Source organism: Chryseobacterium sp. UF-81 (assembly GCF_058245105.1).
This window is the reverse complement of record NZ_JBSIBX010000003.1, coordinates 332,812-348,884: the sequence shown is the minus strand read 5'-3', so window position 1 is coordinate 348,884 and position 16,073 is coordinate 332,812. Positions and strand designations below refer to the sequence as shown.

Below are 16,073 nucleotides of genomic sequence, written 5' to 3'. Positions count from 1 at the left end.
CACAAATGTATGACAATCCATTATCACGGATAATTACATCGCCTTTAAATACTTTTTCACTTCCTCCAGGTACGGATACATCACCATATCATCAGAGAATGCAGGAATGATTTTTCTTATCTCATCATACAGCTCTTTGGTAGAAGACGAAACCTTATCCTGAAAACCAAGATATTCAACAGCCTGGATGATAGTAATTGCTTCAATGGCCAACACTTCAAATGCATTTTCAATGACTTTTCTGCAGATCACGGCTGCATTGGTTCCCATGCTTACAATATCCTGATTATCATTATTATTAGGTATGCTGTGTACATACATGGAATTCGAAAGCATCTGACTTTCCGCCGTTGTAGATGTTGCCGTAAACTGAACGCCCTGCATCCCGAAATTGAAGCCTAATTTACCTAAATTTACAAAAGGAGGCAAAATTTCGTTGATCTTTGCATTCAAAAGGTAGTTCAACTGTCTTTCTGCAAGCATTGTTAACTTGGTAACAACAATTTTCAGCTTGTCCATTTCCAATGAAATATAGTCTCCGTGGAAATTTCCGCCGTGATATACATGCTTGTCTTTTACATTGATGATCGGGTTATCATTGGCTGAATTGATCTCGTTTTCAAGGACATTCTCAGTATATTCCAAAGTATCCAAAACCGGTCCCAGGATCTGTGGAACACATCTTAATGAATAGTATTCCTGAACTTTTTCCTTAAATACTTTTTCCTGCTCTTCAAAGTGGGTATAAAGATGGTCCTCTCTTTTTCTGATCAGCTTACTGTCAGCCAGATGAGCACGCATTCTTTCGGCTACCTTCTGCTGACCTTGATGTTTTTTTGTACCGTTCAAAGCTTCTGATAAATGATCATCATAAGCCTGAACAATCTCATTGATCGCACAGGAAAGCCTGATTGAAATATCAGTTAACTGGTTCGCTTTGTAAGCATTAACGATCCCTATACCGGACATTACGGAAGTTCCGTTCATCAGCGCAAGTCCTTCACGGATCTCTACTTTGATCGGTTCTAATCCTTCTGCTTCAAAAACTTCTTTTGTCGCTTTTCTTTCGCCATTATAAAAAACTTCCCCTTCTCCTATCAGGACCAAAGCAAGGTGGGCAAGCTGTACCAAATCACCACTTGCGCCTACTCCTCCGTGTTCGAATATCAACGGTGTAATACCTCTGTTGATCAACTCTTTAAGTAAATAAACAACTGACTGATGCACCCCTGAATTTCCCAATGAAAGAGTATTGAGTCTTGCCAGCATACAGGCTTTTACTTCCTCTGCGGGCAATGGGTTTCCGATTCCTGAAGAGTGGCTTCTGATCAGGTTATACTGAAGCTGATGGGTATCTTCATCACTGATTTTGAACTGAGCCATTGGACCGAAACCAGTATTGACACCATATATTACTTTATTTTTCGAAAATTCCTTTAAAAACTGAAAACTTTCTTCCACTCTGTTCAAAAGTGATTCATTCAGTTCGATTTTTTCGTTTTCAATGATAATTTTTTGAAAATCCTTCAGTTCTAAAAAGTTATTTATTTTCATCAATTAAAAGTAATAGTTGCTAATTTTGTAAAATATTAATTAATTGTCACTAATTTTGCGGCAAAGATAGAAGTTATTATTAAAATAAAAAATCAAGATGAGCAAAGAATTTGTTGATGTTCTTGTAATCGGTGCTGGGCCTTCCGGATGTGTATCTTCTTCATATTTAAAGAAGAACAATGTCAACGTAAAGGTTGTGGAGAAGACAAAATTCCCCAGACTGGTCGTGGGCGAAAGCTTAATTCCCAGGGTAATGGATCATTTTGATGAGGCAGGACTTTTCCCCGCTTTGGATAAAATGGGCTTTGAAAAAAAGCTGGGAGCGCGCTTTTTACGGGGCGACGAAGTCTGCATTTTTGATTTTAGTGACAAGTTCGGAGAGGGCTGGAACTGGACATGGCAGGTTCCGAGAGCTGATTTTGATAATACTCTTGCCCAGGAAGTAATCAACAAAGGCATTGATCTGGAGTTTGAAACGGAAGTCATTGATATTCAGTTCAACGGCACAGATTCTATAACCACCGTAAGAAACAAAGACGGTGAAACGAAAGAGATCCATTCTAAATTCGTAATTGACTCAAGCGGATACGGGAGAGTGCTGCCAAGACTTCTTGATCTTGAAAAACCTTCAAAACTTTCCCCACATTCTGCTATCTTCTCTCATGTAGAAGATATTAACAGAGAAGAGGGGGAGGAAGGCACTTTAATTTCTTTTGATATCATTGAAACTGAAGTCTGGCTTTGGGTAATTCCTTTTTCTAACGGAAACACGAGTGTGGGCATTGTAGGCCCTACCGAATATATTGAAAAACTGTCTGAAAATGGTGATACAACAGAGGCATTAAGAAAAGCTATTTCCCTTTCTGATTATTATGTAAAACGATTTGGCCATGTAGATTTTATTTTTGAACCTAAGCACCTGAAAGATTATTCCTGCTCGGTAAAGCAGCTGTTCGGTGACGGATATGCCCTGACCGGAAACGCTTCTGAGTTCCTGGATCCTGTTTTTTCATCGGGAATGGCATTTGCTACGGAATCGGGAATGCTTGCTGCGAAACTGGCTTTGCGACAGCTTAACGGCGAGAAAATCGACTGGCAGAAAGAATACAGTGATTATATTCTTTACGGTGTAGATGTTTTCACAACTTACGTAAAGGAATGGTATACGGGAAATCTTCAGGAATTATTTTTCCACAGACCTGAAAATGAAGATGTAAAGCAGAAAATATGTGCCGTTTTAGCCGGGTATGTCTGGAATAAAGAGAATCCTTTTGTAAAAAAGCACGATACGGTTATTAAAAACCTTGCGAACCTCATCAAAACAGAGAAGCAGCAGGAACAACCATAAAAAAATCGGTCTGAAAATTTTCAGACCGATTTTTGTTTTTATTTGATTGCCTTTTTAATTTCTGCACCCAGCTTCTTTCCTGTTACTTCATATGCTGCTGCAATTCTTCCATACTCCCAGGAAAAATCTTTATTCATCTTCTTACCTTGAATTTTGTCAGCATGTAATTTCATAACCACCTTTGAAGGGTTTTCGGTTTCCACGAAAGTAAGATCTGAAGTTAATTTCGCTTCCTGTGATCCGATCATTCCACCGTACCAGCCCGCATAGATCCATTTTGCATCAATAATTAAAGTGTATTTTGCCTTTACATCATTTTTAAAAGTTATTTTTTTTGATTTGCTGTTGATTCCTTTAAAGAAATAACCCAAATACTCCGAAGCTTTAAATTTTCCCCATTGAAAAATCCAGTTTTTCCAAACGGCTTCATTTTTTTTAGCGACAATATCTTTTTCTCTGTTTTCAAGGTACTGTGCTTCGGTAAAATTTTTCTCCTGATACACTGCATTATCGAACTTTAATTGAACATTGACTTCGGTCTGGTCTCTTAAGAAATCGAAGTTTCCTGATTCGACGTTAATTTGATTCTGAGCAAAAGCTGTTGTTGTAATAGCTACAAATAATAGAAATAATAGTTTTTTCATCATTATATTTTCTTAAAAAATTGAAGTTTCAAATATATTATAAAAAGCAATTCTCCTGAACCGCTCTTTCATTTTTCTTTTGTAGTGAGAAGTTATCTCAAATCTATAAATGTAATCGGCTTTCTACTGTTCGGATTAAACACAGTTTTCGACAGAACATCAAAATCTACGATCTCGATTTTAGGACTTACCCTCAGTTTCGCACGGAAGTGGTCACGGACTTCATTTACAAAAGTTTTCTGATCCTGGTCTGTACTTAATCTGATGATAATCTCATCAAGGCCAATTTCATTAGACTGAATCACAATCTGATAGCATAGAATTCTATTGAAATCATTTAAAATATCCGTCATCGCGGGTGGATACAATGTTGTTCCTTTGTATTTGATCATCTGCTGCTTTCTCCCGACAACAGGACCGAGCCTCATCGTCGTTCTTCCGCAGCCGCAGGGCTCGTAATGCGCTTTTACGATATCTCCGGTTTTAAAACGCAGCAAAGGAATAGCCTCAACTCCAAGCGTGGTAATCGTCAGCTCCCCATTCTCTCCTTCCTGCACAGGGTTCTCATTATCATCAAGAATTTCCGCGATAATCAGTTCCGGGTGATGATGCCCTCCAATCTGAAATTCACATTCCGTAAAGGCCGTACTCATTTCTGTAGAGGCATAAGTTGAAAATAACTTAATATCCCATTTTTCTTTGATTTTCTGCGAAAGAATATTATCTGTGAAATCCTGATTTTTGATGCTTTCACCAATGCATACGGCTCCATAAATACTGGAATTTTTGTAATCTACACCGTGTTTTTCTGCATAATCAATCATCTTTAAAAGAAAAGACGGAACAGTAATCAGGTATTTGGGTTTATATCTGAAGATAGAATCCCACTGCAGTTCGGGAATGCCCGGACCCATTCTCACCACACTGGCTCCCATTTTCCTCAAACCTAAAAAATAGGCAAGGCCTGCCATAAATCTTTTATCGATGGTGGTGATCATCTGTACTACATCTCCTTTCTGAATTCCTGCACAGGCAAAAGAAATGGCTTCGTTATAAGCCAGCCTTTCGAGATCACTGTCTGACAATCCGAAGGTTACCGGGTCTCCCAAAGTTCCGGAAGTTGTGCTGTAGTCCACAATTTTGTCCGGTGAAATACAGAAAAAATCATGATTGAACTCCTGCAGGTCATTCTTTGTAGTGGTAGGAATCTTCTGCAGGTCATCCAATGTCTGGATATCCGAGATATTGATCCTGTTCTCTTTGAACAGTTTTTGATAAAAAGGCGAATGGGCTTCAAGATAAGTTAAAAGTTCCTGAAGCTTATGTTCCTGAAACTTTTTGATGTCCTGAAGGTCTGATGTCTCGATAGCCGGATGGAATTCCAATGATTTTAATTTTAAGGAACAAATTTATTTAATTAAAATTAAAAGATTGAATGATTAAAAAATTAAAAAATTCGAGCCCGCAATAATTTTAACGTTGAAAGGTAAAGGTTTGTGTATTGGTATTCCCGGCCGTATTGGTTGTGGTTACCTTTAAAGTATGTAAGCCGGAGCCTTTGGGGCATTTTTCATCAAAGACATAAACAAAGTCATCTTTTATGCGGGCAAAACGAAGCCATTTCCCATCCATTTCTGCACGGAATGATATGATGTCTCCAACTTCAGTTCTTCCTTTCAGTCGTAAAGCAGTGCTTTTTATAAGATCCCCGTCCTTCCAACCTGAAGTGACAGATGGTAAACTTTGATCCAACAGGAGGGTTGCTGTTCCCAATCTGTTAAACTCCGCTTCTACTTTACCGCCGCTCCACTTTCCCTTTACAACATCTGTATCACTTCCATAATCGAACAGAACAACTATTTTTTCTTTTTCTTCATCTGATAATTTTCTGTTGGGCTTTATTTTCAAAGTATAATTATCGTGAACCGGAATGTATGGACTGTGTAGAATAACAGTCTCTGAAACGGCATATGCACGAGCACTTGCTTTTTCAGACATTTGAAAATTCACAGCATCATACAATGCATTTTTACTGAGATTGATTTCAGCATTTTCCGTACTTACTGTTTTTTCTCCATCCGGTTTCACAAATCTATCCGAAGGAGTAACTTGCTGCGAATTTCCCGCATAACGAACTTTTGTGATCAGCTTACTTGTGTTTCCGCTGACGTCCTTTAAAACAATTTCAATATTGTGAACACTGTCATCCTCTAGGTGAATAATTCCCGTTTTACCAGACAAATTGTAATTCTTCAGTTTCATTCCCTGCAATTCAGATAAATGCTGAATGCTCATTTTATCTTTTACAAACTTGGCGTAGTCTATGCAGCCATTCATATAGCGGGTATCATCATAACTTACCTGATCAATGGAAAAACCGTAAACCAACTGGCCATCCATCCGTAGTTCTGCATGATAAATTCCAAGATTAAATCCCTGATTGGCTTTGTCGACCGCTTTAATGGCAAAGCTTATTTCCGGTGAGCTGACCTGTATGACATCGGTTGTATAATTACTTCCATTCTTTTTCACTGTAATTCCGTTCGCTCCGGGCTCATAAGTACTGAACCGTCTGTCGTACCAATAAAGCCCACTGATAATGGGTGAAATACCATCCGGAATCTTAAAACCAAACAGCAAAGGATTGATACATTCTTCTGTTTTTGTATCTCTGATCTCAAAATGTAAATGTGGCCCCGCTGAGCCTCCGGTATTTCCACTTAAAGCAATAAGCTGCCCTTTGGTTACAGGAAACTGTCCTGGAGAAAAAGTGATATCCTGCTCCCACTGTTCATCCTTGTACTGTCTGTCCTTTACATATTCATCCAGTTTATCGAAATACTTGTTTAAATGGGCGTACACAGTTGTAAAACCATTGGGATGCGTAATATACACCGCGTTTCCAAAGCCATATCGTTCCACTTTTATTCTGCTTACATAGCCATCTGCGGCGGCAACAACTGTTAAATTTTCCTGACTGTTAGTCCGGAGATCCAAGCCCATATGAAAATGGTTGGCCCGGATTGCTCCAAAGTTGGCAGCCAGTTGCATGGGAATATTCAGTGGATTCCGGAAATAATTTTGCGGATAATTATTTTGCCCCAATATTGAGATTGCACTGATAAAAAAAGTAATGAGTAGCAGTTTACGGAGAAGATTCATATGTCAATTGTGTTTGAGGTTTATTTAAAATTACGAAATTTTATATAAGGAAAGGGTAAGAATTTAATTAAATTTTGGCTAAAGCCAGAGGATTGAATCTATATTTTTAAGCGGGCTAAAGCCCGCCCCTATTGAATGAAGCAGCTCAATATATGTACAGACTAAATAAATGACTGAAAAGGTTATAAATCAACAGGAAAAATTGCCATATTCACCATTCACCATTCACTTTTTATCCTTTGCCTTATTTATATTTCTGAAATTGAACTTTTTAATAGATACAAGCTAAATAAAACATATCTTATAAACCGACAAAAATCACTAAATTTGCAGACTTAATTAATCAACGATATTGAGATATTTACAATGAGCCAATTTAAAGAATACAAAAACCTCAACCTTATTGACGTAGCCGAGAATGTAGCGGAATTTTGGAAACAGAATAAAACGTTCAGTAAAAGCGTTGAGATTCGTGAGGGTAATCCCGAGTTTGTTTTTTATGAAGGTCCGCCTTCAGCAAACGGTATGCCCGGAATTCACCACGTTATGGCCAGAGCATTAAAGGATATTTTCTGTCGTTTCCAGACTCAGAACGGGAAACAGGTTTTCCGTAAAGCAGGCTGGGATACACACGGACTTCCTGTGGAGCTGGGCGTAGAAAAGGAATTAGGAATTACGAAAGAAGATATTGGCAAAAAAATCTCTATTGAAGACTACAACAAGGCCTGCCGTGAAGCGGTAATGCGATATACAGACGTTTGGAATGACCTTACGGAAAAAATCGGATACTGGGTAGACCTTGATGATCCTTATATCACTTACAAGTCAAAATATATGGAGACGGTTTGGTGGTTGCTGAAGCAGTTGTACAGTAAAGAATTATTGTACAAAGGCTACACGATCCAGCCCTATTCTCCGAAAGCAGGAACAGGACTTTCTTCTGCGGAATTAAATATGCCAGGAACTTATCACGATGTTTCTGATACTACCGTTGTAGCCCAGTTCAAAGTAAAGAAAGAATCTTCTGAATTATTTAGTGATGTGGAAGGAGATGTAAGCATTCTTGCCTGGACAACAACTCCATGGACTTTACCATCCAACACTGCATTGGCTGTAGGAAGAGATATTGAATATGTTTTGATTAAAACGTTCAACCAATATACATTTGAACCGATAACTATTGTTTTATCCAGAGTTCTTTTACCTAAAGTATTCGGTAAAAAATATGCAGAAGGATCCGATGAAGATTTCGCTGGTTATACTGCAGAAAACAAAGTGATTCCTTTCAAAGTAGTAAAAGAATTTACAGGAGAAAGGCTTGCCGGAACTCATTATGAGCAGCTGATCCCTTGGTTTACCCCTAATGATTCTCCTGAAAAAGCTTTCAGAGTAATCACCGGAGATTTTGTAACCACTGAGGACGGAACCGGTATTGTTCACATCGCTCCTACTTTTGGTGCGGATGATGCAAGAGTGGCAAAAGAAGCAGGCATTCCGCCAATGCTGATAAAAGACGAAAATGATAATCTGGTTCCACTGGTAGATTTACAGGGAAGATTTATCAGGGGAAAAAATGTTCCTGAATTATTCTCGGGAAAATATATCAAGAACGAATATTACGACGATGGAACCGCGCCTGAAAAATCATGGGATGTAGAACTGGCGATCGTTTTGAAGACTGAAAACAAAGCTTTCAAAGTAGAGAAATACGTTCACAGCTATCCGCACTGCTGGAGAACTGACAAGCCTGTATTATACTATCCGCTGGATTCATGGTTTGTAAAAATGACCGCCGTGAAAGACAGATTGGTAGATTTAAATAAAGAAATCAACTGGAAACCTAAATCAACGGGAGAAGGACGTTTTGCGAACTGGATTGAAAATGTAAACGACTGGAACCTTTCGCGTTCAAGATATTGGGGAATTCCATTACCGATCTGGAGAACTGAAGATCTTAAAGAAGAAAAGATCATCGGATCTGTAGAAGAACTGTACAATGAAATCGAAAAATCGGTTGAGGCAGGATTGATGAGCGAAAACCCATTCAAAGGTTTTGTGATCGGAAATATGTCTGAGCAGAACTATGAATTGGTGGATCTTCATAAAAATGTGGTAGACAAAATCATTTTGGTTTCAGATTCAGGAAGAGCCATGAAGCGTGAAAGTGACTTAATCGACGTTTGGTTCGATTCAGGTTCGATGCCTTACGCTCAGTTGCATTATCCTTTTGAGAATAAAGAATTAATTGACAATAATAAAGCGTTCCCGGCAGATTTTATCGCGGAAGGAGTTGACCAGACTCGTGGTTGGTTCTATACACTTCACGCGATCGGAACCGCAGTTTTTGATTCAGTTGCCTATAAAAATGTCATGAGTAACGGGCTTGTTCTGGATAAAAATGGACTGAAAATGTCAAAATCCAAAGGAAATGGAGTTGATCCGTTTGAAACATTAGCAGTTTATGGACCAGATGCTACGAGATGGTATATGATCTCGAATGCAAATCCTTGGGAAAACCTGAAGTTTGACATTGAAGGTATTGACGAAGTGAGAAGAAAGTTCTTTGGAACCCTTTATAATACGTATTCATTCTTTGCATTATATGCGAATGTAGACGGCTTTAATTATACGGAGAAAGAAGTGGAAAACCGTCCGGAAATTGACCGATGGATCCTTTCTGAACTGAATCTTTTAATCAAAGAAGTAAAAGCGTTCTACGAAGATTACGAGCCAACGAGAGTAGCAAGGGCAATCAGCACATTTGTGAATGATAACCTGAGCAACTGGTACGTAAGACTGTGCAGAAGACGTTTCTGGAAAGGAGATTATTCTGATGATAAAATCTCTGCTTACCAGACTTTGTATACGTGTCTTGAAACGGTGGCGAAATTATCCGCACCTATTGCTCCGTTCTTTATGGATCAATTGTATCAGGATTTAAATAAAGTAACAGGAAAAGAAAACTGTGAATCTGTACACTTAACGGATTTCCCTGTAGCTGATGAAAGTCTGATCGATCAGGATCTGGTAGAAAAAACGCATCTGGCACAGAATATTACGAGTATGGTTTTCTCTCTGAGAAAGAAAGAGAATGTAAAAGTTCGCCAGCCATTACAGAAAGTATTGGTTCCGGTTCTGGATGCTAAAACGGAAGCACAGATTTTAGCCGTTGCAGACCTTATCAAACAGGAAGTTAACGTAAAAGAATTACAGCTCATCAATGCAGAAGAAGCTTCTCATTTAATTGTAAAGCAAATCAAGCCGAATTTCAAAGCGTTGGGTCCTAAATTAGGGAAAGACATGAAAACGGTAGGCGGAGAAATCGCCAATCTTAACACAGAGCAGATCGCCAGCCTTGAAAAAGAAGGAAAAATAGACATTCAGGGGTATGAAATCACCCTTGATGATGTGGAAATCTCTACCAAAGACATCCCGGGATGGACGGTAACTTCCGACGGGAAAACAACTGTGGCATTAGATTTGACGTTAACAGAAGAATTAAAATCTGAGGGTATCGCAAGAGAGTTCATCAACAGAATTCAGAACCTGCGAAAAGAGAAGGACTTTGAACTGACGGACAGAATTAAAATCTCCATTGAAGAAAACTCACCTTTCATTGAAGATGTTAAGAAAAATGAGGAATATATTTCATCTGAGGTCTTGTCAAATAAAATAGAAATTGTATCTTCACTTTCAAATTTTAACGAAATCGAAATAGATGAGGTTAATTTTAAGATAAATGTCGAAAAAAATTAACATATAGTTATTGTTTTTTAAATTCCATTTCATAATTTTATTAAAAAAGAGAAAAGAACATGTCAGACGAAAGAGTAAGATATAATGATTCTGATTTACAAGAGTTTAAAGCGATCATTAAAGAAAAAATAGAAAAAGCAGAAAGAGATCTTCAGCTGATCAGAGAAAGCTTCATCAACGACCAGAATAATGGTACAGACGATACTTCTCCTACATTCAAAGCTTTTGAAGAAGGAGCAGAAACATTAAGTAAGGAGCAAAACTCTATATTAGCAGGACGTCAGGAAAAATTCGTGCGTGATCTTAAAAATGCTTTAATCCGAATCGAAAATAAAACCTACGGAGTATGCAGAGTGACAGGAAAGCTGATTCCTAAGGAAAGACTTTTAGCCGTTCCTCATGCTACACTGAGCATTGAAGCGAAAAATATGCAGAAATAAACCTTTAAGGTTTGTAAAATATTATTGGGTTTATATCGTATTCGCGGATACTTTATAAACCTAATTTTTAATGTATACCCATGAGCGAAGTATTAATTTTAGCAATTATTGTTGCTGCAGTTTTACTGTTTTTCAATAGAGAATGGATCAGAAGCAGATTCTTTCCCGACCGGCAGAAAAACTACACCATCGATGATCAGTTTAATTCTGATAAACGCGAGAGGGAAAAAGAAATCGACAGAATTTTGAGTAAGATGGGCAAAAACGGGCTTAGTGACCTGTCTGCAAAAGACCGGAAAAGACTCGATGAGCTGTCCAAAATGTAACATTTAAAAAAGAAAAGAAAATGGAATCTATCATAGTACATCCTAAAAATCCTATGGAACTGAGTGCACTGAAAAGTGTTTTAAAAGATATGAACATCAGATACGAGCGTGCCCAGACCAAAAATACGTTCCATACAGAAAAGGTAGCCAAGAAAATTTTTGACAAGAAAAATTCTGAGAAACCTTCTAAACCAAAAGGACAATAATGAAAAAGATCTTAGCTATAACATTTTTAGTATTGTTAATTGATCAGGCTTCAAAAATTTATATCAAAACCCACTTCAATCTGGATGACAGCGTTACTGTCCTTCCAGGCTTTAAACTGACTTTCGTAGAAAATCCGGGAATGGCTTACGGGCTTCATTTCGGAGGTATTATCGGGAAATATTTCCTGGTAATCCTTAGACTTTTCTTAATTGGTGGAATGGTTTATATGTTCAAAAAATGGCTGAAGCAGGGAGCTTCCAATTACCTTCTGGTTCCTATGGCTATTATTTTTGCCGGTGCTATCGGAAATATCATTGACGGAATGTTCTACGGACTTATATTCGACAGCGGAACGGTTTACGATCCAAGTATCGACCGATGGATAGGATATGGAGGAATTTCAAAGTTTGTTCCTTTCGGACAAGGGTATTCTGCATTTATGAAAGGCTGTGTGGTGGATATGCTTCACTTTCCTCTGGTAGACTGGTATGTTCCTGATAATATCCCTTTGATTGGTGGAAAACACCTTGAGTTTTTCAAATATATTTTCAATGTGGCCGACTCTGCCATTACGGTAGGAGCCGCTCTGCTACTAATATTCAGAAAAAAAGCTTTTCCTAACGGACTTGAGTTTTAAAACAGTATTCCGGATGAAAAAAGTAATTAAAAATATTTTTAAATTTTTCCTGCTGCTTGTTGTAGCGGGAATTATTTTTATAGCCTGGGCCAACTACAGCATTAGAAAAGAAAGCAGCGCATTTGTTTCTTACAATATCTCTGATGTTCCTGAAACCAAAGTGGCCTTACTGCTCGGAACCGGGAAGAATCTGAACAATGGTATGCCCAACGCTTATTTCTACAACAGAATACAGGCCGCCATAGATCTGTATAAAAGCGGAAAAATCAAATACATTATTGTAAGCGGTGACAACGGTACCAAAGATTACAATGAACCGGAAGACATGCAGCTTACTTTAATGAAATACGGCATTCCAAAGGACAGGATTGTGATGGATCACGCCGGGTTTAGAACCCTGGATTCCGTTGTCAGGGCTAAGGAGATATTTGGTCAAAATAAACTGGTGATCATTTCGCAGAAATTCCACAATGAGAGGGCTGTTTTCCTGGCAAAAAAGAACGGAATGGAAGCTTTCGGATACAATGCCAATGATGTGAATAAGTATGCAGGGCTAAAAACGAACCTGAGAGAATATCTTGCGAAAACAAAAGTTTACTGGGACCTGCTTTTCGGAGTTCAGCCGAAATTCGGAGGACAAAAGATTATCATTCCTTAATTTTTCCTCTTACTGATTTTTTTAACGCAAAGTTTTAATCTAATAATAATTAATCTCAAGTAAGCAAAGAAGAATCAACAAGTTGATTTGAAAAAGCTCTGTTTTCAAGCTTAGCGCAGCCAATTTATTTACCTCTGTTTTCCTTAAATAATAGGTTTGAAATAAAATCTTTGCGTTTAGACTAATTTTAAAAAAGGATAAAACACAATCATCTGTGAAAATCCGTGCAATCAGTGGGAAAATAATTAAATTTGCAATTCATTAATTTTATAAACAATTTAAACAAATGTCAAGAATTCTTACCGGCATTCAAGCCACCGGAACACCCCATCTTGGAAATCTCCTTGGGGCGATTATTCCTGCTATTGAACTTTCCAAGCAGGAAGGAAATGAATCATTTTTATTCATTGCGAATCTTCATTCTCTTACCCAGATTAAAGATGCGCAGGTTCTAAAACAGAATACCTACGAGATTGCTGCGGCTTGGCTTGCTTGTGGGCTGGATACAGAAAAAACATATTTTTACAGGCAGAGTGACATCCCTGAGACCTGTGAACTTTCTTGGCATTTATCATGTTTTTTTCCTTACCAGAGACTAACGCTTGCGCATTCATTTAAGGATAAAGCAGACAGGCTCCAGGACGTTAATGCCGGACTGTTTACCTATCCTATTCTGATGGCTGCAGATATTTTACTGTATGATGCAGAAATCGTTCCTGTAGGGAAAGATCAGCTTCAGCATCTTGAAATTGCCCGTGATGTAGCATCAAGGTTCAATAATCAGATGGGTGAAGTTTTGGTTTTACCTCAAGCTGAACTTCAGGAAGATACAAAATATGTTCCCGGAACAGATGGCCGTAAAATGTCTAAATCCATGGGAAACATCATTAATATTTTCTTACCTGAAAAGGAACTGAAAAAACAGGTAATGAGTATAGAAACCGATTCTAAAGCTCTGGAAGAACCAAAAGACCCGGAAACAGATAAGGTTTTTGCAATTTATGAACTGATTGCCACTCCTGAGCAGACGGAAGAATTAAGAGCTAAGTACTTAGCCGGAAATTTCGGTTACGGACATGCTAAATTAGAGCTGTTAAATCTGATCTTAACCCGTTTTGCAAAAGAAAGAGAAATGTTCGCTTATTATATGAACAATCTGGATGAGCTGGAAGCAAAACTTCAGGAAGGTGCAGCAAAAACAAGAGTTGTTGCTACCGAAACCATTAAAAGAGTAAGAGCAAGCTTAGGAATTTAAGCATTAAAATACCAAAGCATTGTTTTTAGAAAGAATAAAGCAATGCATTCCATCTTCAAACTCATAGACAATATCCCAACCGGGATATTGTTTTGTTATAGTCCTGATGATAGACAGTCCCAAACCGGTAGAACTTTGATCTGAACTTTGTTTATAAAAGCGGTTGAAGATCTGCTCTTTGTCTAGTGGTACCCCACTGCTACTATTTTGGAAAATCAGTCTGTTGCCTTCTATAATAATATTGACAACCCCTTCTTGCTCATTGTACTTAACTGCATTTTTCAGCAGATTGGAGAGCAGGATATCCGCCAGATCAGGATTAAAATCTGCCCCAAAGAATCCTTTTTCAACAATGCTGACATGAACTTTTTTAAATTCAATAAAATCCTGATAGTTTTTAACCAGTTCAGCAATCATTTCATTAAAATCCACTTTTGACGTTTTACTAAATTGGCTGTTTTCTATTTTCGAAAGCATGAGCAGGGATTTATTCAGACCTGCCATTCTTCTCAGGTCTCCCTTTACTTCGGTAAGGAAATTCATATTCTTCTTGTCAAGATCATCATTCTGGATCGCCAGGTCGATTTTATTGATCACAATAGCCAGTGGTGTCTGAAGTTCGTGAGATGCATTTTCAATGAACTGTTTCTGCTGGTGGAAAACAAGTTCATTACGTTCAATCATTTCCTCTATTTCCACATGAAGCTCTTCAAATTCTTTAATAGAATAATTCTGAGGTTCCTGTGGTGAAGAAGCTCCAAACTGATATTTCTTAAGCCTCTCCAGAATGATATAAAAAGGACGCATCGCTTTGTTCAGCATATAACCGTTGACAGCAATAATACTGATCACAAGCAGAATATACAGCACAATTAAAGCTGTGGTGAGGTCATACACCAATTCATCCTGCTCCACCGTAGAGGTCCGTATTTCAAGTCTCTGACGTTTCCCGAACTGATCTATAAAATCTGTCTCAAGCACACGGTAAGGTTGGTCCTTATCGTCATATTCCATATAGAACATCTTATTATAGAGCCGGTTTTTATCTTTATATTCAGATTCTGAAATAGGCTTGATTTTAAATTCGTTAAATCCGAAATCTTTACTGTCCAACAGTTCAGGGTCGTGATACACCGCTTTAATGATCTGTATCTTCCTGTCCTTCAGTCCGTCATCTACATTATCATAAACTTCGTCCAGGATATAGGCATAAAATAATGCCGCCCAGACTGCAATGATAAGCAGCAGAATGCCGATCATGTATTTGATGGTGTAATATTTTAACGAAACTTTCATCTAAACAAATTTATAACCTATTCCGTAAACGGCCTGGAAATCAGCATCTGCATTGAGGCTTTTCAATTTTTTGCGGAGATTTTTAATTTGGGAGTAAATAAAATCTAGACTGTCTGCCTGATCAATATAATCGCCCCAGATTGCTTCGGCTAAAGTCGTTTTCTGCAGCGTTTTTTCCGGATGGATCACAAAATAGTACAGAAGATCATATTCCTTACGGTTGAGGATCAGATCTTCACTGCCCACTTTAACCGTTCTGTTTTCCGGATCAATGCTGATATTTTTATACGTAATTGTATTTTCCCCATCCTGATTCTTTCTTCTGATCACAGACCGGATTCTCGCCATCAGCTCAGCAAGATGGAAAGGTTTTGCCAGATAATCGTCGGCGCCTATTTCCAACCCTGCGACCTTATCATCAACAGAATCTTTAGCTGATAGAATGATCACGGGATCTTTTTTATGAAGTTTTTTAATCTCTTTCAGCAACTCGATGCCATTTCCGTCCGGCAGCATAATATCAAGAAGGATACAGTCATATTCATACGAAATGATCTTTTCCAGCCCTGCATTGTACGTAAGGGCAAATTCTACAATAAAATGCTCTGCCTCCAGGAAAGTCTGTACGGTGTCTTTCAGCTCCGGCTCATCTTCTATGATTAATATCTTCATTCTGCAGTATTGGCTTATCAAATATATGAAATAGAATGAAGATGGAAGCTCGAAGCTGTTTTCAAGCGGCAGACATCTGACTGCCATTTTAACAATAGTAATTGAATACTCTCAATTG

Annotated in this window: 14 protein-coding genes; 8 read left to right on the top strand and 6 right to left on the bottom strand. The window is 38.2% G+C overall.

What is annotated here, in order from left to right:
* Positions 1 to 33: 33 nt before the first annotated feature.
* The gene (flxA, locus tag AC4IFE_RS07015; RefSeq protein WP_490755869.1) at positions 34 to 1,554 is read right to left on the bottom strand and encodes a flexirubin biosynthesis tyrosine ammonia-lyase FlxA; all 1,521 of its coding nucleotides are present in this window, start codon (positions 1,552 to 1,554) and stop codon (positions 34 to 36) included.
* A gap of 97 nt (positions 1,555 to 1,651) precedes the next feature.
* Between flxA and AC4IFE_RS07010 the strand changes: the two genes are divergently transcribed.
* Positions 1,652 to 2,902 carry an NAD(P)/FAD-dependent oxidoreductase gene (locus AC4IFE_RS07010; protein WP_490755868.1) on the top strand — a complete coding sequence of 417 codons (1,251 nt, stop codon included), beginning with the start codon at positions 1,652 to 1,654 and terminating at the stop codon, positions 2,900 to 2,902.
* Between the two features lie 38 nt (positions 2,903 to 2,940).
* Here AC4IFE_RS07010 and AC4IFE_RS07005 read toward each other — a convergent pair whose 3' ends face one another.
* The 3 genes from AC4IFE_RS07005 to AC4IFE_RS06995 all read right to left on the bottom strand — a co-directional run bounded on the left by AC4IFE_RS07005 (position 2,941) and on the right by AC4IFE_RS06995 (position 6,708).
* The gene (locus tag AC4IFE_RS07005; protein WP_490755867.1) at positions 2,941 to 3,546 is read right to left on the bottom strand and encodes a hypothetical protein; all 606 of its coding nucleotides are present in this window, start codon (positions 3,544 to 3,546) and stop codon (positions 2,941 to 2,943) included.
* A gap of 92 nt (positions 3,547 to 3,638) precedes the next feature.
* Positions 3,639 to 4,931, bottom strand: a complete 1,293-nt coding sequence (gene flxY, locus AC4IFE_RS07000) for a flexirubin biosynthesis putative acyl-CoA ligase FlxY (RefSeq protein WP_490755866.1) — start codon at positions 4,929 to 4,931, stop codon at positions 3,639 to 3,641.
* 88 nt (positions 4,932 to 5,019) lie between these two features.
* Positions 5,020 to 6,708 carry a M23 family metallopeptidase gene (locus tag AC4IFE_RS06995; protein ID WP_490755865.1) on the bottom strand — a complete coding sequence of 563 codons (1,689 nt, stop codon included), beginning with the start codon at positions 6,706 to 6,708 and terminating at the stop codon, positions 5,020 to 5,022.
* Positions 6,709 to 7,074: 366 nt separating this feature from the next.
* Between AC4IFE_RS06995 and ileS the strand changes: the two genes are divergently transcribed.
* The 7 genes from ileS to trpS all read left to right on the top strand — a co-directional run bounded on the left by ileS (position 7,075) and on the right by trpS (position 13,987).
* Positions 7,075 to 10,464, top strand: a complete 3,390-nt coding sequence (gene ileS, locus AC4IFE_RS06990) for an isoleucine--tRNA ligase (RefSeq protein WP_490755864.1) — start codon at positions 7,075 to 7,077, stop codon at positions 10,462 to 10,464.
* Positions 10,465 to 10,523: 59 nt separating this feature from the next.
* Complete coding sequence (locus tag AC4IFE_RS06985; protein WP_066754506.1) at positions 10,524 to 10,904, top strand: TraR/DksA family transcriptional regulator; 381 nt, start codon at positions 10,524 to 10,526, stop codon at positions 10,902 to 10,904.
* A gap of 80 nt (positions 10,905 to 10,984) precedes the next feature.
* Positions 10,985 to 11,230, top strand: a complete 246-nt coding sequence (locus AC4IFE_RS06980; protein ID WP_490755863.1) for a DUF6576 domain-containing protein — start codon at positions 10,985 to 10,987, stop codon at positions 11,228 to 11,230.
* A 20-nt stretch (positions 11,231 to 11,250) separates the two neighbouring features.
* Complete coding sequence (locus tag AC4IFE_RS06975) at positions 11,251 to 11,436, top strand: DUF2683 family protein (protein ID WP_111958618.1); 186 nt, start codon at positions 11,251 to 11,253, stop codon at positions 11,434 to 11,436.
* Positions 11,436 to 12,074: a lipoprotein signal peptidase gene (locus tag AC4IFE_RS06970; RefSeq protein ID WP_490755862.1), complete on the top strand. Its 639-nt coding sequence runs from the start codon at positions 11,436 to 11,438 to the stop codon at positions 12,072 to 12,074. The genes AC4IFE_RS06975 and AC4IFE_RS06970 overlap by 1 nt, the downstream gene beginning before the upstream one ends.
* Positions 12,075 to 12,087: 13 nt before the next feature.
* Positions 12,088 to 12,732 (top strand): SanA/YdcF family protein, encoded by a 645-nt coding sequence (locus AC4IFE_RS06965; protein WP_490755861.1) that lies wholly within the window; start codon positions 12,088 to 12,090, stop codon positions 12,730 to 12,732.
* A 286-nt stretch (positions 12,733 to 13,018) separates the two neighbouring features.
* Positions 13,019 to 13,987, top strand: coding sequence for a tryptophan--tRNA ligase (gene trpS / locus AC4IFE_RS06960; RefSeq protein WP_490755860.1), 969 nt, complete (start codon positions 13,019 to 13,021; stop codon positions 13,985 to 13,987).
* A 3-nt stretch (positions 13,988 to 13,990) separates the two neighbouring features.
* On the opposite strand, the gene AC4IFE_RS06955 is transcribed toward trpS, so the two are convergent.
* Positions 13,991 to 15,283, bottom strand: a complete 1,293-nt coding sequence (locus AC4IFE_RS06955; RefSeq protein ID WP_490755858.1) for a sensor histidine kinase — start codon at positions 15,281 to 15,283, stop codon at positions 13,991 to 13,993.
* Complete coding sequence (locus AC4IFE_RS06950; protein WP_490755857.1) at positions 15,284 to 15,955, bottom strand: response regulator transcription factor; 672 nt, start codon at positions 15,953 to 15,955, stop codon at positions 15,284 to 15,286.
* Positions 15,956 to 16,073: the final 118 nt, after the last annotated feature.

Excerpts from the sequence above, each read along its gene's own strand:
- AC4IFE_RS06950 (WP_490755857.1), bottom strand. The coding sequence starts at position 15,955 with ATGAAGATATTAATCATAGAAGATGAGCCGGAGCTGAAAGACACCGTA.
- AC4IFE_RS06985 (WP_066754506.1), top strand. The coding sequence starts at position 10,524 with ATGTCAGACGAAAGAGTAAGATATAATGATTCTGATTTACAAGAGTTT.
- flxA (WP_490755869.1), bottom strand. The coding sequence starts at position 1,554 with ATGAAAATAAATAACTTTTTAGAACTGAAGGATTTTCAAAAAATTATC.
- AC4IFE_RS06995 (WP_490755865.1), bottom strand. The coding sequence starts at position 6,708 with ATGAATCTTCTCCGTAAACTGCTACTCATTACTTTTTTTATCAGTGCA.
- AC4IFE_RS06980 (WP_490755863.1), top strand. The coding sequence starts at position 10,985 with ATGAGCGAAGTATTAATTTTAGCAATTATTGTTGCTGCAGTTTTACTG.
- trpS (WP_490755860.1), top strand. The coding sequence starts at position 13,019 with ATGTCAAGAATTCTTACCGGCATTCAAGCCACCGGAACACCCCATCTT.
- AC4IFE_RS07005 (WP_490755867.1), bottom strand. The coding sequence starts at position 3,546 with ATGAAAAAACTATTATTTCTATTATTTGTAGCTATTACAACAACAGCT.
- AC4IFE_RS07010 (WP_490755868.1), top strand. The coding sequence starts at position 1,652 with ATGAGCAAAGAATTTGTTGATGTTCTTGTAATCGGTGCTGGGCCTTCC.
- AC4IFE_RS06970 (WP_490755862.1), top strand. The coding sequence starts at position 11,436 with ATGAAAAAGATCTTAGCTATAACATTTTTAGTATTGTTAATTGATCAG.
- ileS (WP_490755864.1), top strand. The coding sequence starts at position 7,075 with ATGAGCCAATTTAAAGAATACAAAAACCTCAACCTTATTGACGTAGCC.
- AC4IFE_RS06965 (WP_490755861.1), top strand. The coding sequence starts at position 12,088 with ATGAAAAAAGTAATTAAAAATATTTTTAAATTTTTCCTGCTGCTTGTT.
- AC4IFE_RS06955 (WP_490755858.1), bottom strand. The coding sequence starts at position 15,283 with ATGAAAGTTTCGTTAAAATATTACACCATCAAATACATGATCGGCATT.
- AC4IFE_RS06975 (WP_111958618.1), top strand. The coding sequence starts at position 11,251 with ATGGAATCTATCATAGTACATCCTAAAAATCCTATGGAACTGAGTGCA.